This is a genomic window from Arthrobacter koreensis (assembly GCF_009193255.1).
GTDB lineage: Bacteria > Actinomycetota > Actinomycetes > Actinomycetales > Micrococcaceae > Arthrobacter_B > Arthrobacter_B koreensis.
Map to the genome: position 1 here is coordinate 163,525 of NZ_WACG01000002.1, position 24,324 is coordinate 187,848.

Annotated in this window: 24 protein-coding genes; 7 read left to right on the forward strand and 17 right to left on the reverse strand. The window is 66.0% G+C overall.

From position 1 onward, the window contains the following. Window positions 1–47 precede the first annotated feature (47 nt). On the reverse strand, window positions 48–539 hold the full coding sequence (locus GD628_RS07680) for a MarR family winged helix-turn-helix transcriptional regulator (RefSeq protein ID WP_152274328.1): 492 nt from the start codon (window positions 537–539) through the stop codon (window positions 48–50). Window positions 540–698: 159 nt separating this feature from the next. Here GD628_RS07680 and uvrA point away from each other — a divergent pair, with 159 nt between their 5' ends. Beyond that, a complete protein-coding gene (gene uvrA / locus GD628_RS07685) occupies window positions 699–3,179 on the forward strand; it encodes an excinuclease ABC subunit UvrA (protein WP_091605451.1) in 2,481 nt (826 codons plus the stop codon). A 58-nt stretch (window positions 3,180–3,237) separates the two neighbouring features. On the opposite strand, the gene GD628_RS07690 is transcribed toward uvrA, so the two are convergent. Next, the gene (locus GD628_RS07690; RefSeq protein ID WP_152274329.1) at window positions 3,238–3,516 is read right to left on the reverse strand and encodes a hypothetical protein; all 279 of its coding nucleotides are present in this window, start codon (window positions 3,514–3,516) and stop codon (window positions 3,238–3,240) included. Window positions 3,517–3,708: 192 nt separating this feature from the next. Between GD628_RS07690 and GD628_RS07695 the strand changes: the two genes are divergently transcribed. Together GD628_RS07695 and GD628_RS07700 are read left to right on the forward strand one after the other, a co-directional pair. After that, on the forward strand, window positions 3,709–4,185 hold the full coding sequence (locus GD628_RS07695) for a DUF2975 domain-containing protein (RefSeq protein ID WP_152274330.1): 477 nt from the start codon (window positions 3,709–3,711) through the stop codon (window positions 4,183–4,185). A gap of 14 nt (window positions 4,186–4,199) precedes the next feature. Beyond that, complete coding sequence (locus tag GD628_RS07700; protein WP_091605442.1) at window positions 4,200–4,883, forward strand: DNA alkylation repair protein; 684 nt, start codon at window positions 4,200–4,202, stop codon at window positions 4,881–4,883. Between the two features lie 21 nt (window positions 4,884–4,904). Here the strand turns inward: GD628_RS07700 and GD628_RS07705 are convergent, their stop codons facing one another. After that, the gene (locus GD628_RS07705; protein WP_091605439.1) at window positions 4,905–5,777 is read right to left on the reverse strand and encodes an oxidoreductase; all 873 of its coding nucleotides are present in this window, start codon (window positions 5,775–5,777) and stop codon (window positions 4,905–4,907) included. 137 nt (window positions 5,778–5,914) lie between these two features. Between GD628_RS07705 and GD628_RS07710 the strand changes: the two genes are divergently transcribed. Further along, window positions 5,915–6,367 (forward strand): winged helix-turn-helix transcriptional regulator, encoded by a 453-nt coding sequence (locus tag GD628_RS07710; protein ID WP_226802470.1) that lies wholly within the window; start codon window positions 5,915–5,917, stop codon window positions 6,365–6,367. Window positions 6,368–6,370: 3 nt separating this feature from the next. Then, window positions 6,371–6,982 (forward strand): dihydrofolate reductase family protein, encoded by a 612-nt coding sequence (locus tag GD628_RS07715; protein WP_152274332.1) that lies wholly within the window; start codon window positions 6,371–6,373, stop codon window positions 6,980–6,982. A 2-nt stretch (window positions 6,983–6,984) separates the two neighbouring features. On the opposite strand, the gene nhaA is transcribed toward GD628_RS07715, so the two are convergent. The 9 genes from nhaA to GD628_RS07755 form a co-directional block, all read right to left on the reverse strand. After that, the gene (nhaA, locus tag GD628_RS07720) at window positions 6,985–8,289 is read right to left on the reverse strand and encodes a Na+/H+ antiporter NhaA (RefSeq protein ID WP_152274333.1); all 1,305 of its coding nucleotides are present in this window, start codon (window positions 8,287–8,289) and stop codon (window positions 6,985–6,987) included. 86 nt (window positions 8,290–8,375) lie between these two features. Beyond that, complete coding sequence (locus GD628_RS16465; protein ID WP_193313241.1) at window positions 8,376–8,543, reverse strand: hypothetical protein; 168 nt, start codon at window positions 8,541–8,543, stop codon at window positions 8,376–8,378. A 187-nt stretch (window positions 8,544–8,730) separates the two neighbouring features. Then, complete coding sequence (locus tag GD628_RS07725) at window positions 8,731–10,869, reverse strand: 3-hydroxyacyl-CoA dehydrogenase NAD-binding domain-containing protein (RefSeq protein WP_152274334.1); 2,139 nt, start codon at window positions 10,867–10,869, stop codon at window positions 8,731–8,733. Continuing rightward, entirely contained in the window at window positions 10,870–12,111 is a 1,242-nt protein-coding gene (locus GD628_RS07730) for a thiolase family protein (RefSeq protein ID WP_152274335.1), read from the reverse strand. Window positions 12,112–12,222: 111 nt separating this feature from the next. After that, entirely contained in the window at window positions 12,223–13,098 is an 876-nt protein-coding gene (locus tag GD628_RS07735) for a F510_1955 family glycosylhydrolase (protein WP_152274336.1), read from the reverse strand. Between the two features lie 39 nt (window positions 13,099–13,137). After that, on the reverse strand, window positions 13,138–13,743 hold the full coding sequence (locus GD628_RS07740; RefSeq protein ID WP_152274337.1) for a DUF305 domain-containing protein: 606 nt from the start codon (window positions 13,741–13,743) through the stop codon (window positions 13,138–13,140). A 103-nt stretch (window positions 13,744–13,846) separates the two neighbouring features. After that, a complete protein-coding gene (locus GD628_RS07745) occupies window positions 13,847–14,302 on the reverse strand; it encodes a DUF6153 family protein (RefSeq protein WP_152274338.1) in 456 nt (151 codons plus the stop codon). Window positions 14,303–14,382: 80 nt separating this feature from the next. Further along, window positions 14,383–15,423 (reverse strand): hemolysin family protein, encoded by a 1,041-nt coding sequence (locus GD628_RS07750; RefSeq protein ID WP_152274339.1) that lies wholly within the window; start codon window positions 15,421–15,423, stop codon window positions 14,383–14,385. Beyond that, complete coding sequence (locus GD628_RS07755) at window positions 15,416–16,777, reverse strand: hemolysin family protein (protein ID WP_091605411.1); 1,362 nt, start codon at window positions 16,775–16,777, stop codon at window positions 15,416–15,418. The genes GD628_RS07750 and GD628_RS07755 overlap by 8 nt, the downstream gene beginning before the upstream one ends. 233 nt (window positions 16,778–17,010) lie before the next feature. Between GD628_RS07755 and GD628_RS07760 the strand changes: the two genes are divergently transcribed. Further along, a complete protein-coding gene (locus tag GD628_RS07760; protein WP_152274340.1) occupies window positions 17,011–18,135 on the forward strand; it encodes an NAD(P)/FAD-dependent oxidoreductase in 1,125 nt (374 codons plus the stop codon). Then, the gene (gene sigJ / locus GD628_RS07765) at window positions 18,132–19,007 is read left to right on the forward strand and encodes an RNA polymerase sigma factor SigJ (RefSeq protein ID WP_152274341.1); all 876 of its coding nucleotides are present in this window, start codon (window positions 18,132–18,134) and stop codon (window positions 19,005–19,007) included. Before GD628_RS07760 ends, sigJ begins: the two co-directional genes overlap by 4 nt. Here sigJ and GD628_RS07770 read toward each other — a convergent pair whose 3' ends face one another. The 5 genes from GD628_RS07770 to GD628_RS07790 form a co-directional block, all read right to left on the reverse strand. Beyond that, the gene (locus tag GD628_RS07770) at window positions 19,008–20,285 is read right to left on the reverse strand and encodes an HRDC domain-containing protein (RefSeq protein ID WP_091605405.1); all 1,278 of its coding nucleotides are present in this window, start codon (window positions 20,283–20,285) and stop codon (window positions 19,008–19,010) included. A 56-nt stretch (window positions 20,286–20,341) separates the two neighbouring features. After that, on the reverse strand, window positions 20,342–20,968 hold the full coding sequence (locus GD628_RS07775; protein WP_091605972.1) for a DUF3000 domain-containing protein: 627 nt from the start codon (window positions 20,966–20,968) through the stop codon (window positions 20,342–20,344). A 121-nt stretch (window positions 20,969–21,089) separates the two neighbouring features. Next, window positions 21,090–22,154, reverse strand: a complete 1,065-nt coding sequence (locus tag GD628_RS07780) for a threonine aldolase family protein (RefSeq protein WP_226802410.1) — start codon at window positions 22,152–22,154, stop codon at window positions 21,090–21,092. A gap of 42 nt (window positions 22,155–22,196) precedes the next feature. Beyond that, window positions 22,197–22,919: an SDR family oxidoreductase gene (locus GD628_RS07785; RefSeq protein ID WP_152274343.1), complete on the reverse strand. Its 723-nt coding sequence runs from the start codon at window positions 22,917–22,919 to the stop codon at window positions 22,197–22,199. Beyond that, entirely contained in the window at window positions 22,916–24,289 is a 1,374-nt protein-coding gene (locus tag GD628_RS07790; protein WP_193313220.1) for a DUF6421 family protein, read from the reverse strand. Before GD628_RS07790 ends, GD628_RS07785 begins: the two co-directional genes overlap by 4 nt. Window positions 24,290–24,324 lie beyond the last annotated feature (35 nt).

A 24,324-nucleotide genomic window follows, 5' to 3' on the forward strand; every position in this document is an offset into this window, starting at 1 on the left:
GATGTGGCCAAGGGGCGGCAGACTGCCGTGCCGCCGCGGAGGGGAGACTACTGCTGGTCCAGAGTTGCCTCAATCCGGGCCAGCAGGCCGGCCAGGAGGTCACGTTCCTGCGGGCTTAGCCCACCGAGGATCCCTACCTCAGTCTTCAGATGGTCCGGCAGGGCCCGCTCCACCAGGGCGAGGCCTTCCGCTGTGAGGGCCACGCGCTTGGCCCGCCCGTCGGATGTGTTCTTGGTACGGGATACCAGTCCGCGTTCTTCCAGCCGGTTCAGCCGCTGTGCGATGGCGGCGGAGGTCACCATGGTACTGGCCGTCAGCTCAGACGGGCTCAGGGTGTATGGGGCGCCGGAGCGGCGCAGGGTCGCAAGGACATCGAAAGCAGCCGCGTCGAGGCCGTGTGAGGCAAAGGTCGCTGCCAGCCGGGTATCCACTTTCCGCGACACCCTGGAGATCCGGCCTACTACGGCCATGGGGGAAGCATCAAGATCCGGCCGTTCCGCCGTCCACTGAGCCAGGATCTGCTTTATCTGGTCCTTCATGGTTTCCAACCTATCCGTTTGCGCGGCGATCACGCCGTTGGTGAAACCAAGCCGGATTCGCAGATTTGGAAGCACACTGCCTGTTAGCGTCGATGGGTGAGCACTAAAACCGATGTCCAGTCCGCTCCCAGACCCACGCCCGATCCCGCCAGCCGCGGCATGGTCCGTGTCCGCGGTGCGCAGGAAAACAACCTGCGCAGTGTCGACGTTGATGTTCCCCGGGACTCGATTGTCGCGTTCACCGGCATCTCGGGATCCGGCAAGTCTTCACTGGCGTTCGGCACCATCTACGCGGAGGCACAGAAACGGTACTTCGAATCGGTTGCCCCGTACGCCCGCCGTCTGATTTCCCAGGGGCACAATCCGAAGGTGGAGGCCATCACGGGCCTGCCTCCCGCCGTCGCGCTCCAGCAGCGCCGCGGTACGGCCAGTTCGCGTTCGACGGTGGGCACGCTCACCACACTGTCCAATTCAATGCGGATGCTCTTCTCCCGGGGCGGTACCTACCCGGCCAATGCCCAGCCCGGCAGCCTGGACTCCGATGCCTTTTCGCCCAACACCGCTGCCGGTGCGTGCCGTGAGTGCTCCGGACTGGGCATTGCCCACACCGTCACGGAAGAGTCCCTGGTTCCGGACCCGTCCCTGACCATCCGGGAGGGCGCCATTGCCGCCTGGCCCGGGGCCTGGCAGGGCAAGAACCTGCGGGACATCCTGATCCATCTTGGGTACGACGTCGATGTGCCCTGGCGGAAACTGCCGAAGAAGGACCGCGACTGGATCCTTTTCACGGAAGAACAGCCTGTTGTCACCATAACCCCGCAGCGCGACCGCGTAGCCAAGCCCTACAAGGGCCGGTTCTGGAGCGCACGCAGCTACGTGCTGCACACCCTGGCTGACTCCGGGAGCGCAAAGATGCGCGAACGTGTCCTGGAGTACATGGTCTCCGGCCCCTGCCCGGTTTGCGGCGGGGCGGGCCTGCGTCCGGAGGCGCTTGCCGTCACCTTCGCCGGGAGGAACATCGCCGAACTCAACGGAGCGACTCTCGGCGAGCTGGCAGAAATCATCCGGCCGACGGCGGAACTCAAGGCGGCGGGCACGGCGTCCCGGTCCGCGGCGTCGAATGAGGACACTGAGGTTGCCGTCACCATCACCCGGGACCTGCTTTCCCGGCTGGAGATCCTGATTTCTTTGGGCCTGGGCTACCTCAGCCTGTCCCGCGCCACGCCGACGCTCTCGCCCGGCGAGATGCAGCGGCTGCGCATCGCCACGCAGCTGCGCTCCGGCCTGTTCGGTGTGGTGTACGTGCTGGATGAACCCTCCGCTGGCCTGCACCCGGCCGACGCCGAACCGCTGCTGGCCGTCCTGCAGGAGCTGAAGGACGCCGGGAACTCGGTGTTCGTGGTTGAGCACAACATGGACGTGGTGCGCAGCGCCGAATGGATTGTCGACGTCGGTCCGCAGGCCGGCGACGGCGGCGGAACCGTGCTCTACAGCGGCCCGGTCGCGGGTCTGGCTGGGGTGACGGAGAGCGCCACCCGGCCCTTCCTCTTCGGTGAAGCCGAAGAAATCTCCCCGGCGCGTCGCCGTGCCGAGCGCTGGTTGTCCCTGAAGGGCATTTCGCGGCACAACCTGCGGGAGCTCGACGCCGACATCCCGCTGGGTGTGCTCACGGCAGTCACCGGGGTATCCGGATCCGGTAAGTCCACCCTGGTCAGCCAGGTCCTGGCAGAGGCCGTGGGCACCCAGGTCAACGGGGCTCCGCCGGAAGCCGAGGATGACGACGGTGCGGCGGATGCGCGCAGCGCCGACCCCGGTGTCCAGGTGCGGCGCATACAGGGCCTTGAACACCTGGACCGCCTGGTGAAAGTGGACCAGCGTCCCATCGGGAGGACACCGCGGTCCAACCTCGCCACCTACACGGGTCTCTTCGACCACGTCCGGAAGCTCTTCGCCGGGACAGACGAAGCACGTGCGCGCGGTTACAACGCCGGACGATTCTCCTTCAACGTGGCTGGCGGCCGCTGTGAAACCTGCCAGGGCGAGGGATTCCTCGCCGTCGAACTGCTGTTCCTGCCAGGCACATACGGTCCCTGCCCCGACTGTCACGGCGCCCGGTACAACGAGGAGACCCTGGAGATCACCTACCGGGGCAAGTCCATTGCGGATGTCCTGGGCATGCGGGTTGAGACGGCGGCAGAGTTCCTGTCCGACGTTCCAGCGGCAGCCCGCAGCCTGAGCACCTTGCTGGACGTCGGACTCGGGTACCTGCGGCTCGGCCAGCCCGCCACGGAACTTTCCGGGGGCGAGGCACAGCGCATCAAGCTCGCTACTGAGCTTCAGCGCGCCAGGCGCGGACACACCCTCTACCTGCTGGACGAGCCGACCACCGGCCTGCACCCGCAGGACGTCCAGCTGCTGCTGGCCCAGCTGAACCGGCTGGTGGAGGCCGGAAATACCGTGGTGGTAGTTGAGCACTCGATGAATGTGGTGGCGTCTGCGGACTGGGTGATCGACATGGGGCCAGCCGGTGGAGACGACGGCGGACGGATTGTCTGCTCCGGCACAGCCGATGACGTGGCTGCGTGCGAGACGTCGCGGACGGCACCGTATTTGTCTGAGGCACTGAAGCGGGTCCGCTGAGTTCTGACGTGGGTCGGCCGGGCTTTGGCGGCTCGGTCCAGTGAGATGCGGGGAATGGTTAGGCGCCGGGATCGTTCGTGCTTGGAGCTTTTGGGTTCTTAGGATCCCTGCCGCGTTCGAGGCAGTAGTCTTCACGCTGGGCCAGGACAAAGCGGGCAAGCGAGACCAGAAAGGCTGCCGCCGACAGTACAACCACTCCCAGCAGCAGCCAGGTCCACGGTTCACGGTAGGGCAGCACGCTATACAGCGAGTACAGCGCCACGGTGGCCACCATGATGCAGAACAACGTCAGGAGCCCTGGGCCGGGTTTCCGGGATGCATTCTGGTCGCTGGTCACGGACCGAGCATATAGACGCCCCAGGATCATGTCACCGGGGTCGGTGGAGTCTCCTCGGGGCGTCGGTTCCACGGGCGTTCGGATGGGCTGCCCGGAGCATCCAGCCCGCAGGGGGCTGGATGCTGCACAGAGGCAGACAGGGCTGCAAACGTGTGGGTTGACAGCAGCAACGGACCTGACGAGCATTGCGCTATGACCAAGCAGGAAGCGCTGCCTCTCCGATGTGTCCTTGCTGCCCTCGGGGTCCTGGCCCTGTTGTCGCAGACAGCGCTGCTGCCGCGTATCGCCGGCGAGTACGCGGAGGCCTACCCCGAAGTTGCTAACCTCGCGGCACCATACGCCCTCGCCGTCATTGCGGCGACTGCCTGCTTTGAGGTGGCACTGCTGGCCGCGTGGCAGATGCTCACATCGGTGGTGACAGACGGTGCACTGACCCCCGGCGCGAGTAAATGGGCAAACGTGCTGGCGTTTTCGCTCGGTCTGACGGGCATAACCCTCGCCGGGATCTGCGCCCACGCCGGGTTTGTTGAAGCGATCGGCGGCCCTGCGATGTTGCTGGGGCTTCTTGCCGGACTGGCGCTCGTCCCCGCTGCGGTGGCGCTGCGGAACAGGGTACTGCGAGCCGGCAGCGATTCCGCAGAAGTCCCCGGGGTCCACCGTTGGACATGAAAGGAAACTCCAGCATGGCTGCGACAGGCACCTGGACCACCGTCGATGAGGTGATGGAACGGCTGGCTTCCCTCGAGGACTCGAAGATGCGGGCCGTCAACGAGAAGCATGGCGATGACCATGGCGTGAACCTCGGCAAGCTCCGCGCCCTCGCGAAGGAGCTCAAGACACAGCAGGACCTGTCCCTGAAGCTTTGGCAGACCGGAGACACCGCGGCACGTCTGCTGTCGCTTCTGATCTGCCGGCCCAAGTCATTCGACAAGGACGAACTGGATGCGATGATGCGTGAGGCACGCAGTCCCAAGGTCCAGGACTGGCTGGTGAACTACGTGGTCAAGAAGAGTCCCCACGCCGACGACCTGCGTCAGGCATGGTTCAGCGACCGTGACCCTGTGGTGGCCAGTGCCGGCTGGGCGCTGACGAGCGAGCGGGTGTCCAAAAGTCCTGAGGGGCTGGACCTCAAGGCCCTGCTGGACACGATCGAGTCTCAGATGCAGCAGGCTCCGGACCGGCTGCAATGGGCCATGAACACCTGCCTGGCGCAGATCGGCATCGCGCACCCCGAGTTCCGCTCCCGGGCCATAGCCATCGGCGAACGTCTGGAAGTGCTCAAGGACTATCCCACGCCGCCGAACTGCACCTCGCCCTACGCACCAATCTGGATTACCGAAATGGTCCGCCGTCAGAATATGAAGTAAGGCTGCAGCTGCCGACGGCGCCTAGCCACCGATGCTGTCCAGCTCAGTGACGTCGCCAGCGGAGAGCTCCAGCGAGGCACCGGAAATGTTCTCCCGTAGATGTGCTGCAGACGAGGTTCCCGGGATCAGCAGGATGTTGGGGGAACGCTGCAGCAGCCAGGCCAGTGCCACCGACATCGGAGTGGTTCCGAGCCTTGCAGCCACAGCAGACAGCGCGGCTGACTGCAGGGGACTAAACCCGCCCAGCGGGAAGAACGGAACATACGCGATGCCGTCCCGGGCCAGCGAATCGATGAGTGCGTCATCCCGGCGGAAGGCGAGATTGTACATATTCTGCACAGCGACGATGGATGCAACGCTTCTCGCCTCGGCCACCTGCTCGGGAAGGACGTTGCTGACGCCCAGATGGCGAATCAGCCCTTCCTGCTGCAGCTCAGCCAGTGTCTCCAAGGCGGCCGCAACGGGCCCGGGAACAGTACCTTGCGCGTCTCCAGCACGAAAATAGACCAGGTCCAGGGTGTCAAGGCCTAGCGTTTCAAGGTTTTCGCCGACGGCGCGGCGCAGCTGCTCCGGCTCCCGGGCAGTCGGCCACCCGCCCTGTTCGTCTCGTTCGGCTCCGACTTTCGTGGCCAGGTGGAGTCCGTCCGGGTAAGGATAAAGCGCTTCGCGAATGAGCTGATTCGTGATGCGCGGTCCGTAGGCTCCGCTGGTGTCGATGTGTGTAACGCCGCTTGCAGCAGCTTCCTGCAGCACGCCGAGCGCGGCATCGTGGTCAGCTGGCGGGCCCATAACTCCCGGTCCGGCCAGCTGCATCGCACCGTAGCCGAAACGGGTGAGTGCAAGGCCGCCGCGGGTCCAGGTGCCGCCTGGGAGGGTTGTTGTCGAAGATTCCATGTCCTGCCATTTCGTTGGGGAAAGGTGGTGTTCTGGGGTGGGTTACTCCACTATGGGCAGGGAACTTTGCGTGTGGAAGAGGGCACCTGAGGGTGCCTAGGTAACCCGGAAGGAACAGGAGTCATGCAGTGGCAACGATGACGGCGGCTGAGAAAAGGGAAGAATCCAAGGCCCGGTATAACGCCTTCTTGGCCGCATGTCCCAGCCGCCAGCTGCTGGACCGTATTTCGGACAAATGGGTCATGCTGGTTCTTTCAGCTCTGGGGAGCGGGCCCGGTTGTGACGGGAGTCCGCAGCCGATGCGCTTTTCTGAGCTGTCCCGGGTCCTGGCCGGAGTGAGCCAGAAAATGCTGACCCAGACCCTGCGTTCGCTGGAGCGCGATGGGCTGCTCACCCGTACGGTAACGCCCACTGTCCCCGTGACTGTTTCCTACGAACTCACGGCCCTCGGGCTCTCCCTTCACAACCTGCTTTGTGGGTTCAAGGGATGGGCAGAGCAGCACATGGATGAGGTGTTCGCGGAGCGCGCCGCTTACGACGCGCGCGGCACCGGACCCGCAGCCACCCATAGCCCGGGCGAAGCGGAGTGAATCATGGGAACGATTTCGCTGGATCTGTTTATGACCTTGGACGGTGTCTATCAGGGCCCTGGGGGTGCCGATGAGGACACTTCCGGCGGGTTTACCTTCGGCGGTTGGCAAGCCGCCTTCGCCGATGCCGAATCCGGCGCGGCGATCATGTCAGGAATTAACCGGATGGACGCGCTGCTGCTGGGACGGCGGACCTACGACATCTTCGCGGGCTACTGGCCGCTGCGCGAGGACTCCAACCCCATAGCGGACAAGTTCAATTCGATGGACAAGTTTGTGGTTTCCCGGACGCTGGACAATGCCAGCTGGGACGGGACCACGGTACTGGCCGCCGGGGAGGAGGCTGCACAGCTCAAGGATCACTACAAGGAGATCCATATTGTGGGCAGTGGAGACCTCGCCGGATCACTGCTTGCGGCTGGAATCCTGGATCGGCTGAACCTCTTTGTATATCCAATAACGCTGGGCACGGGGAAGCGGATATTCTCAGGCGACGGCGGCGTCCCGGCGGCGTTCACGCTCGCGGAGCCACCGCAGGTTTTTCCGTCCGGTGTCCTCCGACTGGTCTATGACCGCACGGGGGAACCGGTGACGGGCCTCGACGCCGGCTCGTAGCTTCAGCACTGGCGGGACTCAGCTGCTTCGGCGCCAGCGGATCCAGCGGCACGGTAATACCGGTTCCGCACAGTCAGGATTGCGGCACCAATGGTCGCGGAGATAATGGATCCCACGATCACGCCCACCTTCATGTGGTCCGATGCAGCACTTGCGGCGTCGTAGGAGAGTTCACCGACCAGGAGTGAAACGGTGAAGCCAATACCGGCGATGAAGGACATGCCCAGGATATCGATCCAGGCCAGGGACTTGTCGATGGTGATGCCGCGGAACCGGGTAACGAGGAAGGTCCCCGCGGTGATGCCGACCGCCTTGCCCAGAACGAGGCCGCCGATGATGCCGAGGGCGATACTGCTGCCCAGCGCATCAAACAGGCCGGTAAAGCCGCCGACGGTAACGCCGGCGGAGAAGAACGCGAACACGGGCACTGCGACTGCGCTGGAGAAAACGGACCACTTGTCCGCGAAGTGGGCGGCCATTCCTTCAAAGAGGGGTTCCCCGTCGTCCTTGGCGCCAACACGGACTTTGGCCCGGCCCTTGGCGATCACGGGAACCATGAAACCAAGCAGGACGCCGGCTACTGTCGCGTGGATTCCCGAGGCATGGATGAGCGTCCAGACAGCGACGCCGAGCGGAATCAGGATCCACCAGGAGCGGATGCCCCGCTGGACCAGAACGGCGAAAACTGCCAGCGGCAGGAGGGCGACGAGCAGCGGAAGGAAGGCGATGCCGTCGGTGTAGAAGACTGCGATGATGGAGATCGCCAGCAAATCATCCACCACGGCGAGCGTCAGCAGGAATGTCCTCAGCGCCGGTGGCAGGAACCGTCCAACGACGGCAATCACGGCGACGGCGAAGGCGATGTCCGTGGCCGCCGGGATCGCCCAGCCGTTGAGCGCGTCCCCGCCGGCGTTCCGGTTAATCAGCGCGAAGATCAGCGCAGGAACGGCGACGCCGCCGATCGCGGCCACGATGGGTACGAGTGCCGTCCGCGGATCACGGAGCTTGCCGGCGACGAACTCTTCCTTCAGCTCAAGCCCGACGACGAAGAAGAACACGGCGAGCAGGCCGTCTGCTGCCCAGGACGCCACGCTGAGGTTCAGGTGCAGCGCTTCAGGCCCGAAGGTGAACTGCCGGACATCTTCGTAGACGCCCGAGAGCGCGGAGTTGGCAAGAATGAGAGCCAGTATGGTGGCACCCAGCAGCAGGGCGCCGCCCGTAGTGTCCTTGGCGAGGGTTTGATGGACGCCGCGCCAGATTGCGTGCGGCTGCTGGTTTTTGGGTAGGGCAGGGGAAGAGTGGGACATGGCTGGTTCTTTCGCGCGTGGTATCAGGGCAGGGCAAAGTGCACCTGTCCGTCCTCAGCAAAGAAGGCCAAGAACGCAGGTGCTTCCTAGATACGTGGCGGCGGGCAGCCGGCAATCTCGCCGTGCGCATTGGTGCCCCAGGAGCTCATCCAGCCGTTGGTGCCGCTGGCCCGCTTGGCCAGCAGCAGCCGCTTGAGGTACGCCGACAGGACCTGCGTGGAGGCAGGCACGGTGAAGCGGCGTCGGGCAGTCATACTTCAAGTTTAGCAAGGATGCTGATAGTCCCGGAACAGGCTGCAGCACGGCCGTTCCGCACAGCAAAAGCGCCGGACGGACCGGGTTAGGCGGCTATAATACTCCAAGCGAGCTCTGCGAGCACAGGAATTTCGTTGCCGCCGTTCCGGTCCGCCCGGCGCGTGCCAAGCGGGTGGAACAGAAACGCTAGGAAGCAGGCACCGGCACAGCACCGGCGTTGAAGAGCTTCCCGTTCACCCGGTCAGATGCTCCAACGCGGTCCAGGTACGGCGTGATGCCACCCAGGTGCATCGGCCAGCCGGCGCCGAGGATGACGCAGAGGTCGATGTCCTCCGGCCCGGCGACGACGCCTTCGTCCAGCATCAGGCCGATTTCCTCGGCCAGAGCGTCCTGCGTGCGGCGCAGGACTTCCTCGGACGTCGACGGCGAGTCGCCGAAGGACAGCAGGTCAAGGGTTTCCTGCGGCACGTACGGCTTCCCGTCCTCGTCCTTCTGCCACAGTGACTTGATGCCGGCGTCGATCAGCTTCTGCGAGTTTTCCGAGACATAGAACCGGTCGCCGAAGGCAGCGTGCAGGGATTCCTGGACGTGCTGCCCCACCGGCAGGCCAACCAGGGCCAGCAGGCTGAACGGCGTCATAGGCAGGCCCATGGGGCGCAGCGCGTTGTCCGCCGTTGCGGCGTCGGTACCCTCATCGAACACCTTGGTGATCTCGCCGAACATGCGGCCCAGGATGCGGTTCACCACAAATGCGGCCGCGTCCTTCACCAGCACGGCGGTCTTCTTGAGCTGCTTTGCGAGAACGAATGCGGTGGCCAGCACGGCGTCGTCGGTCTTCGGGGCACGCACAATTTCCAGCAGCGGCATCACGGCCACCGGATTGAAGAAGTGGAACCCCACTACGCGCTCCGGGTGCTGCAGGTCCGCTGCCATTTCGGTGACCGAGAGCGAGGAGGTGTTCGTGGCCAGGATGCACTCGGGGGAGACGACTGCCTCCACCTCGGCGAAGACCTGCTTCTTGACGGACATTTCCTCGAAGACGGCCTCAATGACAAAGTCAGCGTCGGAGAAGGCCTCCTTGGAGACGGATCCCGTAACCAGGGCCTTGGTGCGGTTCGCCGCGTCCGCAGAGATGCGGCCCTTGCCGAGCAGCTTCTCCACCTCGGCGTGGACGTAGCCAACGCCCTTGTCCACGCGTTCCTGGTCGATGTCCGTCATCACTACGGGGACCTTGAGCTGCTTGGCGAAGAGCAGTGCCAGCTGGCTGGCCATGAGGCCTGCCCCCACGACGCCGACCTTGGTCACGGGGCGGGCGAGCTTCTTGTCCGGCGCGCCGGCGGGACGCTTGCCGCGCTTCTGCACCAGGTCCAGGAACGCGTACACGGTGGACTGGAACTGTGGAGTCTGCATCAGTTCAGCCAGGGCATCGCATTCAGCCTCGCGGGACTGTTCGCGGGTCCAGTCCTTGCCGGCCTCGAAGATGTCCAGCACCTTCGCCGGGGCCGGAGCTGCATTGGAAGTGCGCGCCTCCACAAATGCCCGGCCGGCTGCCACAGCGGCTTCCCAGCGGTCCGAAACTTCGGAAGGTTCGACGGCGTTCGGCCGGTTCACGGTCTCCGCCCCGGTGAGAACGCGGGAGGCCCAGGCGAGGGACTGCTCCAGGAAATCGGCCGGCTCGAACAGGGCATCGGCGATCCCGAGCTTGTAGGCAGCAGGACCGGAGAGGGTGCGGTTGTTGCTGAGCGGGTTCTCGATCATCACCTTGACGGCATTCTCCGGTCCGATGAGGCGCGGCAGCAGGTACACGCCGCCCCAGCCCGGGACCAGGCCGATGAACGCTTCCGGCAGGGCCAGTGCACCGGCGCCGGTGGAGACCGTGCGGTAGTCCGACTGCAGGGCAATCTCCAACCCGCCGCCGAGGGCCACGCCGTTGATGAACGCGAAGCTGGGAACGCCGAGTGTTCCGAGCTTCCCGTAGACCTCGTGGCCCAGGGCTGCCATGGCGACGCCGTCTTCGTATTCGGCCAGTGTCTTTACTGCCGAAAGGTCCGCACCGGCGACGAGGTAATGCGGCTTGCCGGTCACGCCGACGCCGACGATCTCGCCCTTGCCGACGCGCTCCCTGAGTGAGTCAAGCACGCGGCCGAGCTCCAGCAGGGTGTTCGGGCCCAGGGTGGTGGGGCGGGAGTGGTCTACGTCGTTGTCCAGGGTGATGAGTGCAAACGTGCCGGCACCTCCCGGCAGCTCCACGTCGGAAACGTAGGAGTGGGTGACAACCTCGTTGGGGAAGAGCCCGGCGAGGCGCTGGAAATCAGTGGCAGTCATTTACTTCGAAGCCTCCGTGGACTCGGTGTTGTAGTCGGGGTGGTTGGGGTTTTCCCAAATGACGGTGGCGCCCATGCCCAGGCCAATGCACATGGTGGTCATGCCGTAGCGCACCGAGGGGTCTTCCTCGAACTGGCGGGCCAGCTGGGTCATCAGGCGAACGCCCGAGGACGCCAGCGGGTGCCCGACGGCGATTGCACCGCCGTAGCGGTTCACCCGGGGATCGTCGTCCGCAATGCCGAAGTGGTCCAGGAAGGAGAGTACCTGCACGGCGAAGGCCTCATTGATTTCGAACAGGCCGATGTCCTCGATGGACAGGCCCGACTGCTTCAGCGCCTTCTCCGTGGCCGGCACCGGCCCAATGCCCATGACCTCCGGCTCCACACCGGCGAAGGCATAGCCGACCATGCGCATCTTGACCGGCAGGCCGAGTTCCTCGGCGGCGTCGGCCGAAGCAAGCAGGGCCGTGGTGGCGCCGTCGTTCAGGCCGGAGGCGTTGCCCGCGGTGACGCGGCCGTGCGGGCGGAAGGGGGTGCGCAGGGTAGCGAGGTCCTCGACCTTGGTTCCCGGGCGGGGGCCCTCATCAACGGTGCTGAGGGTCCACCCGGCGCCGGCCTTCTTGGTGGCAACGGGAACCAGGTCCGGCTGGATCTGGTTGCCGGCGTAGGCCTTGGCGAGCTTTTCCTGGCTGGCGGCAGCGTATGCGTCGGTGCGTTCCTTGGTGATGTCCGGGAAGCGGTCGTGCAGATTCTCGGCGGTGTTGCCCATGTTCAGGGCGGCCGGGTCCACGAGGCGCTCGGTGACGAAGCGCGGGTTGGGATCTGCGCCGTCGCCCATCGGGTGGTGGCCCATGTGCTCCACGCCGCCGGCGATGACGACGTCGTACGCGCCGAAGCCGATGCCGGAAGCGGTGGTGGTCACGGCAGTCATGGCACCGGCGCACATGCGGTCAATGGCAAAGCCGGGAACGGTGCGGGGGAGGCCGGCCAGCAGCGCCGCGGTACGGCCGATGGTCAGTCCCTGGTCTCCGGTCTGGGTGGTGGCGGCAATGGCTACCTCGTCCACCCGCTCGGGCGGAAGGGAGGGATTGCGGCGCATGAGTTCACGGATGCACTTGACCACCAGGTCATCGGCGCGGGTGTCGGCGTACATGCCCTTCTCGCCGGCGCGTCCAAAAGGGGTCCGAACGCCGTCGACGAAAACGACGTCCCTGATCTGCCGTGCTCGGCTCTGTGGGCTCACGTACTGCTCCTCTTTGAGATGTGGATTAGCTCACGCTCAATGTTACTCGCGGGTAACTTAGGCTGCAAGGCCCGGGGCGGGCAGGTTCCCGCCCCGGGCCTTGCAGTCAGCCTATGATGCTGCCCCCGGCGCCTGAACCAGTGAGGTGAAAGTCTTCCCGCCGTCAGCCGAGTGCTGCAGCCCTGAATCCGTCATGACCCAGATCTGCAGATCATCGGCTGTGCCTGCCGCCGTCACGGCCACCGGATATCCGGAAGCCTGTCCGGCCGCAGTCCATGAGGCGCCCTCGTCGGAACTGGTGACAATTCCTCCGTCCGGAAGGACTCCCACTATCAGGGCATCGTCCGTGACTGCTGCCAACATGATCAGCGGAGCTCCGGGAAGCGGCTCCCAGTTCCTTCCGGCGTCGTTGGATGTGTACGGGCCGTCCTCAGTGGTGGCTACCGCGAGCGTCCCGGCGGGGGACCCCGCCAGGCTGTGGACTTGAAGCTGCGGGGACGCATCGGTCCACGCAGAGCCATCGGTGCTCTGCCGCAGGGAACCGTCGAATCCGATGATTCCGTCTGCGGTGGCGGCCAGGGCATGAAAGTCGGATTCTCCGGCCAGGGACACCTGGGTCCAGCTCAAGCCATCATCCGAGCTGATCAGGCCAACCGGGTCCGGCAGGTCCGTCCCGGGCCCGGGATGTCCTGAGGCCAGGTACCGTCCGCCGGCGTCCACGGCGAAGCCCATCAGATCGATGTCCGCTCCGGAAGGCGTCAGCTGGTTCCCTGCCACCTCGTAGATCCCCTCATGGGAGGCGATCAGCACATTCGTGGTCCCGGGTTCCAGCGCCAGTGCGTGGACATGGCTTGGATAGGGCGGTTTGGCTCCGTCCTGGCTGCCGCCTGCGGGCGCACTGCAGCCAACCAGGGCAGCGGACAGGGATAGGGCAATCACACCGAGGGCCGTACGGCGGCGGGCTGGGGTGGATCGTTGCAAAGTCATGGCGGTTTCCAATCAGTGGTTCTTGGAGGGAGGGAGGGTCTAGAGGTCCTGAAGCAGGGCCTGCATCCGGGCGATCTCCGCCTTCTGCGTCGCTGCGATGGTTTCCGCCAGTTCAACAGTGCCGGCGTCCTTCCCGGCTGCGATCTCTTCCTCTGCCATCTCGACCGCCCCTTCGTGGTGGGCAATCATCCCTGTCAAGAAGAGCCTGGCGGCCTCCGGACCGCGGGCCTGCTCCAGGGCGGCGAGCTGGTCTTCCCCGAGCATCCCGTCCATTGTCATTGAATGCCCTTCCAGAGGGGCGCGCGGCTCGTTCCAGGCTTCCAGCCAATCCTCCATCTGTTGGATTTCCGGGCCCTGGGCTGCCTTGATCTCCCGAGCCAGTTCCGTGACGCGGGGATCGAGGTCCTCCTTGTCGAGCATCATGCTGCTCATGACGACCGCTTGTTCGTGGTGCGGAATCATCATCTGGGCAAACATGGTGTCCGCACTGTTGTGCGAAGCCCCGGCGTCAGGGGACTGGCTGGCATGGTGGCTCCGGCCGTCCGCGGACGGAGACGCAGATCCGGACGTGCCAGGGGTAGCGCAACCGGAGAGGACGAGGCCGGCGGCGAGGGCGGCTGTGGGAAAAAAGGCGTGCTTGTTCACGGTGGGTTCCTTCTGGGGATCGATTCCTAAGACTGTGCATTCAGGCCTGCGCGTCGGGGAAGGACGCGCAGGCGAGGCCCGGCGTTGCGCCGGGGCCGGGATTCTACGTCCGGCTAATGCAGAGCTGATCGAGTGATGGAGCCCGGGGAGGTGCCTTGGCGGTGGGCAGGAAGCCAGGGCTGCCGGTAGTCTCCCGTCCGCGGATCAGCCGTCGGAGCGGGTTCAGCAATGCCGCGAGGCTGACGAGGAGCAGGAAGAGTATGCACAGTCCTGCCATGCACCCCGCGGGGCCGCACTGCGCACAGCCGTCGGCATGATGCCCGCTGGAACCGGACGCGCCACTGGCGTCAGGGACCGATACCTGGGAGTGCTGGGACGTGGGTCCGGCCGCTGCCGCGTGCGGGGACGCGTGCTCCGCAGTCGGCTGGGGGTCGAAGGCCATGTGCATGCCGAGGATCCCGGCGAGAATCGCGAGCAGGCCCACTGCCGGCAGCACAAGCCGCGCCAGTGCCCGGACGTCCAAAGCCAGGGCAGCTGCGGTGCGGATGGTTCCCCTCATGATGTCCCGGAGTCTAACAGTGGAACCTATAAGGGCCGGAACCGCGGTATGCGGTTCCGGCCCTTGGACAGCTTGGCAGGCTAGACGGTTGTTGCGTCCTGCACTTCGCCAACCAGCTCTTCGATAATGTCCTCGAGGAACAGGACACCGGTGGTGTTGCCGTCTGCGTCGAAGACCCGGGCCACGTGGGAGCCGGTGCGGCGCATAGTGTCCAGCGCATCTTCCAGCTCGCTGCCGCGGAACGCCGAAGCAAGGCGGCGGATGCGCTTAGCGGGAACCGGGGCGTTGAACTTCTCCGGAGTGTTCAGGTCCATGACGTCCTTCAGGTGAAGGTAGCCGGTGAGCCCGCCGTCGGCGTCGGCCAGGATGTAGCGGGAGTAGCCGTGGCTGCCCACCGCCTCCTGGATATCAGCCGGGGTCGGCTGGGCGGGAACCAGGACCATTTCTGCCAGCGGTACCTCGACGTCGGCAACGGTCTTTGAGGTGAACTCGAAGGCGTTGGTCAGGGCACCCGTGGCGTCGTCCAGCACGCCTTCGCGCGTGGACTGTTCCACAATGGTGGCCACTTCATCCAGCGTGTAGGTGCTGGTTGCCTCGTCCTTCGGCTCCACCTTGAACAGGCGCAGCACACCGTTGGCAATGGAGTTCAGCGTCCAGATGACGGGCTTGAAGATCTTGGCCACGAGCACCAGCGGAGGAGCCAGGAGCAGTGCTGCCCGGGTGGGCACCGAGAAGGAGATGTTCTTGGGGATCATCTCGCCTGCAACAACGTGCAGGAAGGTGACCAGCAGCAGCGCCACGATGAAGGCCGTGACACTGATGGCCTCAGGGGTCAGCGGCGTATTGGCCAGCGGGATTTCCAGCAGGTGGTGGATGGCAGGTTCGGACACGTTCAGGATCAGCAGCGAACAGACCGTAATACCCAGCTGGCTGGTGGCCAGCATCAGGGTGGCATGCTCCATTGCCCAGAGCGTGGTCTTGGCGGCCTTGCTGCCCTGTGCCGCCTTGGGCTCAATCTGGGAGCGGCGGGCGGAAATGACGGCGAATTCGGCACCCACGAAGAAGGCGTTCACGGCCAGCAGCACGAACAGCCAGATGATGCCGGGCAGGTACTCATTCATGGATGGCTTCCTTCGTCAGGGTGTCGACCAGGCGGTCGTGCGCACTGCGCGGTGATTCGGACCCGGGGTTCGGCGTGAAGCGCAGCCGTTCAACGTGCGTTCCGAGGACGCGCTCGACGCGCAGGACGCCGTCGTCGACTTCCACTTCATCGCCCAGCTCGGGCATCCGGTCCAGGCTGTGCGTGACGAAGCCGGCCAGCGTCTCGTAGTCCTCGCCTTCCGGCACGGTGATTCCCGCGCGGTCCAGCAGCTCGTCCGGGCGCAGGGAGGCATCGAAGGTCACCGAGCGTCCGGTGCGGACGACGCCGACGCGCGCGCGGTCGTGTTCGTCCTCCAGCTCGCCGACGATCTCCTCCACGAGGTCCTCCAGGGTGACGACGCCGGCGGTGCCGCCGTGTTCATCGGTCACCACGGCGATCTGCAGCCCCTGGCTGCGCAGGATGCCCAGCAGGGAGTCCACCCCCATGGATTCGGGAACGCGCAGCGGCGGAACCATCACGTCTGCCGCCGTTGTGGTGGCGCGTGCCTCCAGGGGCAGCGCGAAAGCCTGCTTCACGTGCAGCACACCAAGGATGTCATCCGAATCCCGGCCCAGGACCGGGAAACGGGAGTATCCGGTGTTCACGGCCGTGGCAATGATGTCCTCTGCCGTGTCCGTGGCCTGGACGCCGACCATGCGCACGCGCGGAGTCATGACGTCCTCGGCGGTGTGGTCGGTGAAGCGCAGCGTGCGGTGCAGCAGCTCTGCGTGGTCCTGGTCCAGGACGCCTTCAAGGGCCGACCGCCGGACCAGGAAGCTGAGCTCCTCGGCGCTGCGGGCGCCGGAGAGCTCTTCCTTCGGTTCGATGCCGAAGGAACGGATGACCTTGTTGGCTGTGTTGTTGCAGACGAGGATGACCGGTTTGAAGACAGTGGTAAACAGGGCCTGGAACGGAACAACCACCTTGGCGGTTGCCTTGGGCAGCGCCAGGGCAAAGTTCTTCGGCACCAGTTCGCCAATGATCATTGACAGCAGGGTGGCGACGGCGATGGCAATCACTGCGCCGGTGCCGCCGACAACTGCCTCGGGTACGCCGGCGCCGAGCAGCGGTCCGCGCAGGAGCGCGCTGATGGCCGGCTCAAAGGTGTAACCGGAGAGCAGGGTGGTGAGGGTGATGCCCAGCTGGGCACCGGAAAGATGGGTCGAGGTGATCTTCAGGGCCTTGATCGTGGGACCAAGACGCTTTTCCCCGGCGGCCTGTCGGGCCTCCAGGTCGCTGCGGTCCAGGTTGACCAGGGCGAATTCAGAAGCCACAAAGAGGCCGGTACCGACGGTCAGCAGGAGGCCGACGCCGATCATGAGCCATTCATACATGGGGCTGCCCTCCTAGAACCAAGTCGTCTGGCACACAGGAGGGCATGGGTTTATGAGAAGGATCGTCCATAGTAGCCAAGATCTTACGGACTTTTCCTAGGAAAATCCTGAAAACGCCTAGCCAGACGGTGGATAGGAAACATTTGCCGATCTGCTGTCACAAAACAGCCCCGGCCGGTGTCCTATCTGCGTCAGCACAAGGAGCGCAGCAGCGAGTTGCAGGAGGAAATCCAATGGACACCACAGCAGTAATCCTCGGCGGCGGATATGCCGGCGTCATGGCAGCCAACCGTCTGGCCGGGCACGGCATCAGGGTGCGCCTGGCTACTCCCGAGCCGCGCTTCACCGAGCGGATCCGACTGCACGAGTTCGCTGCAGGCATCAGGGCCGACGCGACGGTGTCCTTCAGCAGCCTGCTGCACCCGGACGTGGAACTAATCCGGGGAACGGCCGTGAAGATCGATGCCGGAGAGCACCGGGTCCAGCTCTCCGGCGGAACTCACCTGGACTACGACTGGCTCGTCTACGCCGTGGGCAGCGGCAGCAGTTCCGTCCCTGCGGGAATACTGGCACCCGACCGGCTGGACGGGGCCGGAGCTGCGCGGCAGCGGCTCAGCACCCTGCAGCCGGGAGACGCCGTCGCAGTGGTGGGCGGCGGCCTGACTGCTGTCGAAACTGCCGCCGAAACGGCGCGGGCACATCCGGGGAATCCGGTGACGCTTTATGCCGCCGGACTGGTGGTGCCGCACTTTTCCGCAGGGGCGCGCGCGGGAGTGCTGCGCAGCCTGCAGCGGGCGGGAATTGCGGTTCGGCAGCAGGCTGTGAAGGAAGGTAACGTCCCGGCTGCCGCGGCGGTCCTGTGGTGCACCGGATTCGGAGTCCCCGACCTCGCAGCGCGCAGCGGGCTGCCCGTCGACTCCGCGGGCCGGCTCACGGTGGATTCGTCGCTGCGCGTTCCGGGACACGGGCGGATCTTCGGTGCCGGCGACGCAGCCGTCATCACGGCTCCCGGCTACGGCTACCTTCCGCAGACCTGTGCCACAGCGATGCCGATGGGTGCCGAAGCGGCATCGAACATCCTGCGGTCGCGTGCCGGGGCGCCGCTTCCGGCGCACAGCAGCGGCTTCCTGGGGCAGTGCGTCTCGCTCGGCCGGTCCGACGGTGCTGTCCAGCTGCTCCATGCCGGGTACACGCCGCGGCGGATCCACCTTCACGGAAAAGCCGCTGCGATGCTAAAAGAAGTACTGTGCCGCATGACACTACGGTGGATCCGCGGCGAAGCCAGGCGAAGCGGAGGATACACATGGCCGGCGGGCCCGCGGATGAAGCCGGTATCACCGGTGATGCAGCAGGTATGAGCAAGGAGCGGGAACGAGAGTTCCTGGCCCACCGCCGGCTGGTCTTCACCATTGCCTACGACGTGACCGGTTCCGTCTCCGACGCCGAGGATGTGGTGCAGGAAACCTGGCTGCGGTACTCAGCGGCTAGCGGCGTGCCGCGGAACCCGCGGGCATACCTGGCCAGGATTGCGTCCCGGCAGGCGCTGAACGCCGTCCGTGCGGCATCCCGGCGGCGGGAAGAGTATCCGGGGGAGTGGCTGCCGGAACCGCTGCCTACCGGCCAGGATGCGCCCGGGCCCTACGACCCGGAGGCCTCGGCGCTGACCGGAGCCGATGTGTCCACCGCAATGCTGGTACTGATGCAGCAATTGGGCGGGCCGGAACGGGTGGCCCTGGTGCTCCGGGACGTTTTTGGCTTCCGCTACGCCGAAATAGCGGAGGTGCTCGAATCCTCCCAGGCGTCCGTCCGCCAGACGGTACACCGGGCACGGGAAAGAGTGCGGTCCGGTGTGCCGCGGAACCCGCCGGACAAGGCAGAGCACCGAGCCGCCGTCGAACGTTTCCTGCAGGCTGCGCTGACGGGGCAGATCCAGGCGCTGCTGGAGGTCCTCGCACCGGACGTCGTGCTGCACTCCGACGGCGGCGGCATAGTCAGCGCCGCCCGCCGGCCGGTCTACGGTCAGGAGAAGGTTGCCGCCCTGCTGCTCGGGCTGGCTGCCAAATTCGGTGCGGATGCGGCCCCGGAGTTCGTCGAGCTGAACGGGCTGCCGGCCGTGGCCTTCCGCGAGGACGGTACAGTAACCACCGTCTTCCAGCTGGAACGGCAGGACGGTCTGGTGACCGGGGTTTATGCCATGCGGAATCCCGACAAGCTCCTGCGCCTGCAGTAGCTAGTCCTTCTCTTTCTCCGGCAGCGGATCCGGGTCCAGGAACGCGACGGTGAGTACCGCGGCGGTCTGCTGGATCTGCCATTCGCGTGCGCCCAGTTCCCGCAGGGCGGCAGTCACGGTGTCCAGGTCGATCACGGACGGCGGACGCCAGGCCAGCCGGCGCAGGTGGTCCGGGGTCAGCAGGTTCTCAACCGGCATGTCCAGGCGTTCCGCCACGGCAGCGAGGCGGGGCTTGGCGGTGAGCAGGCGCGCAGCTGCGGCAGGGTCATTCCTGGCCCAGACGCGCGGCGGCGGCGGGGAGTTGGTGGGAATGTGGAGCGGCGGGAGGTCCTTCGTCTCCCGTGCCGCAGCGATGCAGCGCAGCCACCGCGGTGCTTCCTTGTGGGCGGCACGGCCATGGAAGCCCGGCGTGGAGAGCAGCTGCGGCACCGTTGAGGGCATGGCCCTGGCAGCGGCCACAATGGCAGCGTCCGGAATCAGCCGGCCCGGCGCGGTGTCGCGCCGCTCGGCGAGGTGCTCACGTTCCGTCCAGAGTTCGCGTACTGCGGCCAGCTGGCGGCGGTCGCGCAGCTGGTGCATCCCGGACGTGCGGCGCCACGGATCGGTGCGCGGCGGTGCGGGATCCGCGGTACGGATCGCCTCGAACTCCTCCTCAGCGAAGGCAAGCTTTCCGTCCGCTTCCAGGAGCTTGATCAGCTCCTCGCGGAGTTCGGCCAGCACCTCCACGTCCAGGGCGGCGTAGCGCAGCCAGGGCTCGGGCAGGGGACGGGTGGACCAGTCTGCGGCGGAGTGTTCCTTGGCAAGGCTGAAGCCGAGGAGGTTCTCAATCACGGCCGCCAGTCCCACACGGGGGAGGCCGGCCAGCCGGGCGGCGAGTTCCGTATCAAAGAGCTTGTCCGGCCACATGCCCAGTTCAGACAGGCAGGGCAGGTCCTGGGTGGAAGCGTGCAGGATCCACTCAACTCCGGACAGCGCTTCGTTGATGATGCTCAGGTCCCGCAGGGGTTCCGGATCGATCAACCATGTTCCGGCACCCTCACGCCGGATCTGCACCAGGAAGGCCCGCTGGCCGTAACGGAAGCCGGAGGCGCGTTCTGCGTCGACCCCGGCGGGGCCGGTGCCGGCGGCCAGCGCACGGGCAGCACGCTCGAGCCCGCTGAAGGTGTCGATGACAAGCGGGACGCCCTCACGCGGAGCATCAAGGACGGGAAGGGGTGCGGCAACAGGTTCGTCTGCGGACAGCTCTGAAGCCGGATTGCCGGAAGTTTGCGCGGTCATAAGAACTTCAGTCTATCGAGAACTGGCCGTATACCTGTTTCTTTGGCTGGTCGAGGCTAGTTCAGCCGTCTCCGCGGCAGCGGGGACACGCCGTCGGGCAGGGGCGGCAGCCCCGCGAAGGTGCACACCATGTCCGACCACGCTTCGAGGTGCGCCTGCACGTCGGCTCCGTCCGGGGTCCAGGACGCCCGGAGCTCAATGTCGATCGCGTCGCTGCGCTCCGAAAGAGTGCCGTAGCTTTCGGAGAGGATCCGGGTGGCGGTGCCCCCGGCGGAGGAGTAGCGCGCCCCGTGCTCCTGCAGGGCATCCACGAGCCAGGTCCACGCTACGGAGCCGAGCATCTGGTCATTTCCCATGTCCGGTTCAAGTTCGGCGCGGATGTACGTGACGATCCGGAAGGTTCCGTTCCAGACGTCGCTTCCGTCCGGATCATGCAGCAGGATGAAGCGCCCGGTGGCCAGTTCCCGGCTCTCCGGCAGGACGGGCCCCACCGGGCCGTGGAAGGTTCCGCTGACCGGCTGGGGGCCGGACGCAGTGACGTCCGCGGCCAGGGAAACGGCAAACGGGGCCAGCCGAGTGGGGGCCGGAATCTCTTCCAGCCGCAGTTCCGGGCGGCATTTCGCCCGGCGCAGGGCCCCCAGGGCTGTCAGGAAATCCGGGGGCACCTCTGACAGGTCACCAATCGCACTCACCCTCGAAGGTTACGGCGGTCCCGCCTGCGGGGATCGCAGACTCGCCGGTGTGTCCTATTCGTTACGTGGCTACACCTTACGCAGGCAGGGCCCGTACCGAAAGTGCGCCGGTTCAGCGGGCCGCTGCGACCTCTTCTGCGATGGCTGCCGCGAAGGCGTCCACATCGGCTTCGGTGGTGTCGAAGGTGCACATCCAGCGCACCTCTCCGGTGGCCTGGTCCCAGTCGTAGAAGCGGAACTTGTCCCGCAGCTTATCCGCCACGCCGGCGGGCAGGGCCGCGAAGACCGCGTTGGACTGGGTGGGCTGGGTCAGGGTGATGCCGTCGATCTTTTCCACTGCGGCGCGCAGACGGGCCGCCATGGCGTTGGCGGTGGATGCCGACCGCTGCCACAGGTCCGTGCCGTACAGGGTGATGAACTGGGCCGAGACGAAGCGCATCTTGGAGGCAAGCTGCATGTTCATCTTGCGCAGGTAGTCCAGGCCGGGGGCGGCATCCGGGTCCAGGGCAACGATGCACTCGCCGTACATCATGCCGTTCTTGGTTCCGCCCAGCGAGAGGATGTCCACTCCGGCGTCGGCGGTGATGGCGCGCAGCGGCACACCCAGCGCCGCGGCGGCATTGCCCAGCCGGGCGCCGTCCATGTGCAGCTTCATGCCGCGGGCGTGGATATGGTCCGCGATGGCACGGATTTCGTCCACGGTGTACAGGGTGCCCAGCTCGGTGGACTGGGTGATGGAAACTGCCAGCGGCTGGGCGCGGTGCTCGTCGCCCCAGCCCCAGGCCTCGCGGTCGATCAGCTCAGGAGTGAGCTTGCCGTCCGGAGTGGGGACGGTCAGGAGCTTCATGCCGCCAACACGCTCCGGTGCGCCGTTTTCATCTACGTTGATGTGGGCTGTGGAGGCACAGATGACCGCGCCCCAGCGGGGCAGCAGGGACTGCAGGCTGATGACGTTCGCGCCGGTGCCGTTGAAGACCGGGAACGCACGCATGCGGCTGCCGAAGTGGTCGGTGAAGACTTCGCGGAGCCTGGCGGTGTAGACGTCCTCCCCGTAGGCGACCTGGTGGCCGAGGTTCGCGGCCGTGATTGCGTCGAGGATTTCCGGGTGGACTCCGGAGTAGTTGTCCGAGGCAAAGGCTCGCAGGGCAGTGTCATGCAGGGAAGCAGTATCAGTCACGGGTGTCAGTATTCCTCAAGGTGGGGCATTGGCGAAAACGGATCAGGTGCGCGGCACCAGGCTGATGCGCTTTCCGTTGATTTGTGCGGCGTCGGAGGTGAAGAGCCGCACGGACGCGGCAGCGAGTTCGTCCACCCCGGTGTAACCCGGGAACTTCCGCTCCGGCGCTGCTGCGCGCATTGATTCGTTGACCAGGGCTTTCACCACGAAGACGACGGCGGCAGACCGGGTTCCGCTGAAACCCGCGGCAATGGCCTGGACCCAGGCCTCGGCCGCAGCCTTGGCAGCGGCATATCCGGCGTTGCCTGCCGTGGGCGCCTCCACGGCGGTGGAAGAGACGATGGCAAGGCGGCCGTGCGGGGAAGCGGCAAGCTGTCCGATGAAACTCCGGCTGACATTGCGCAGCGTGGTGATGATGTTCTGCTGCAGGAAATCCCAGTCTTCATCGGTCTGGTCCGCGAGGGTCCCGCCGCCGCGCCAGCCGCCCACGAGGTGGATGAGCCCATCCGCGCCGCCCTCGGCCGCCAGATCCCGGGCGAGTCCGTCCACGTCGCCCTGCCGGCTGAGGTCGCAGGTCCGCAGCTCGACGCCGGGAACATCCTCCAGTGCCTCGGCCAGCCGCCCGGCACTGGAGCCAACGGCCACCACGCTCGCGCCTGCACCGGCCAGCGCTTTGCAGACCGCGGTTCCGGAGGCGGAGGAGGCTCCGGCCACCAGGACCCTCAGTCCCTGCAGTCCGGCAGCCCCTGCTCCGGCGGTGCTCATGGCGTGCTGCTCCCTGTGATTCCGGCAGTCGATTCGATGACAGGTGCCATCTTCTTCGACAGTGCCTCGTAGAACATTGACAGCGGGAATTCGTCGTCGAGCACCTGGTCCGTCAATGCCCGGGGCGGTCCCTCGAGGGGCAGCGCGTCCGGACCCTTGGCCCAGCGGGAGGCGGGGTGGGGTGTCAGTGTGCCGGAAACCAGAGCGTACGCGGCGAGCCAGTGCGCTGTCTTCGGCCGGTCAATCGAACGCCAGTACAGGTCCTCGATCTCCTCGCCCAGCTTGACTACGACGGCGGGCGCCTCGTCCCAGTCGATGCTGAGCTTGCCGTCGGTCCAGTGCAGCACGCGGTGCTGGTGCATCCAGGCGAAGAGCAGCTGTCCGCCGAGGCCGTCATAGTTGCGCACCCGGGAGCCGGTAATGGCGAAGCGGAAGATCCGGTCGAAAATGACCGCGTACTGCACCAGCTGTGCGGTGCTGCGGGCCTTGGGATCGGCGTCGTCGTCCTTTTGGATCCTGACGGACTCGCGGAACGCCGTAAGGTCGCAGCGGAGCTCTTCCAGTGAGTAGAGGAAGTAGGGCATGCGCTGCTTGATCATGAACGGGTCAAAGGGCAGGTCGCCGCGCATGTGGGTGCGGTCGTGGATGAGGTCCCACATCACGAAGGTTTCCTCGGTGAGCTGCTGGCTGTCCAGCAGGTCGGCCGCACCTTCCGGAAGTTCCAGCGACGTGATTTCCGCGGCCGCCCGCAGGACGCGGCGGAACCGGGCGGCTTCCCGGTCCGCGAAGATGGCGCCCCAGGTGAAGGACGGAGTTTCGCGGACGGCGACGGTTTCCGGGAACAGGACGGCCGAGTTGGTGTCGTAGCCCGGGGTGAAGTCGCGGAAGCGGATCGGGACGAAGAGCTTGTTCGAGTACTCGCCGGCTTCCAGCTCGGCGATGAAGTCCGGCCAGATTACCTCGACCAGTACTGCTTCGAGCAGCCGGGAGCGGGAGCCGTTCTGCGTGTACATGGGGAAAACCACCAGGTGGAGCAGGCCGTCGGTGCGGTCAAGCTGCGGCTGGAAGGCCAGCAGGGAATCGAGGAAGTCCGGCACGCCGAGCCCTGCCTCCAGCCAGCGGTCCAGGTCCCGGACCACCAGGTCCAGGTACTCGGCGTCGTGCGGGAAAGCCGGAGACAGTTCGGCTATGGCGTTCCGCGCGGACTGCAGCAGCGGCGCCGCCGCGTCCCGGTGTTCTTCCGGCACGGATCCGTCCTGTTCCTGGAACTGCGCGAACCGGGTCGCCGCGTCCTTCAGGCGCAGCCACGCGGCAGAGTCCTCAGGGGCAGCGAGCTGGCCTGCGGGGGAGGAAAAAGCAGTGGATGACATGGCTGGGACCTTCCGGTTGCACGAACTCCCCGGCG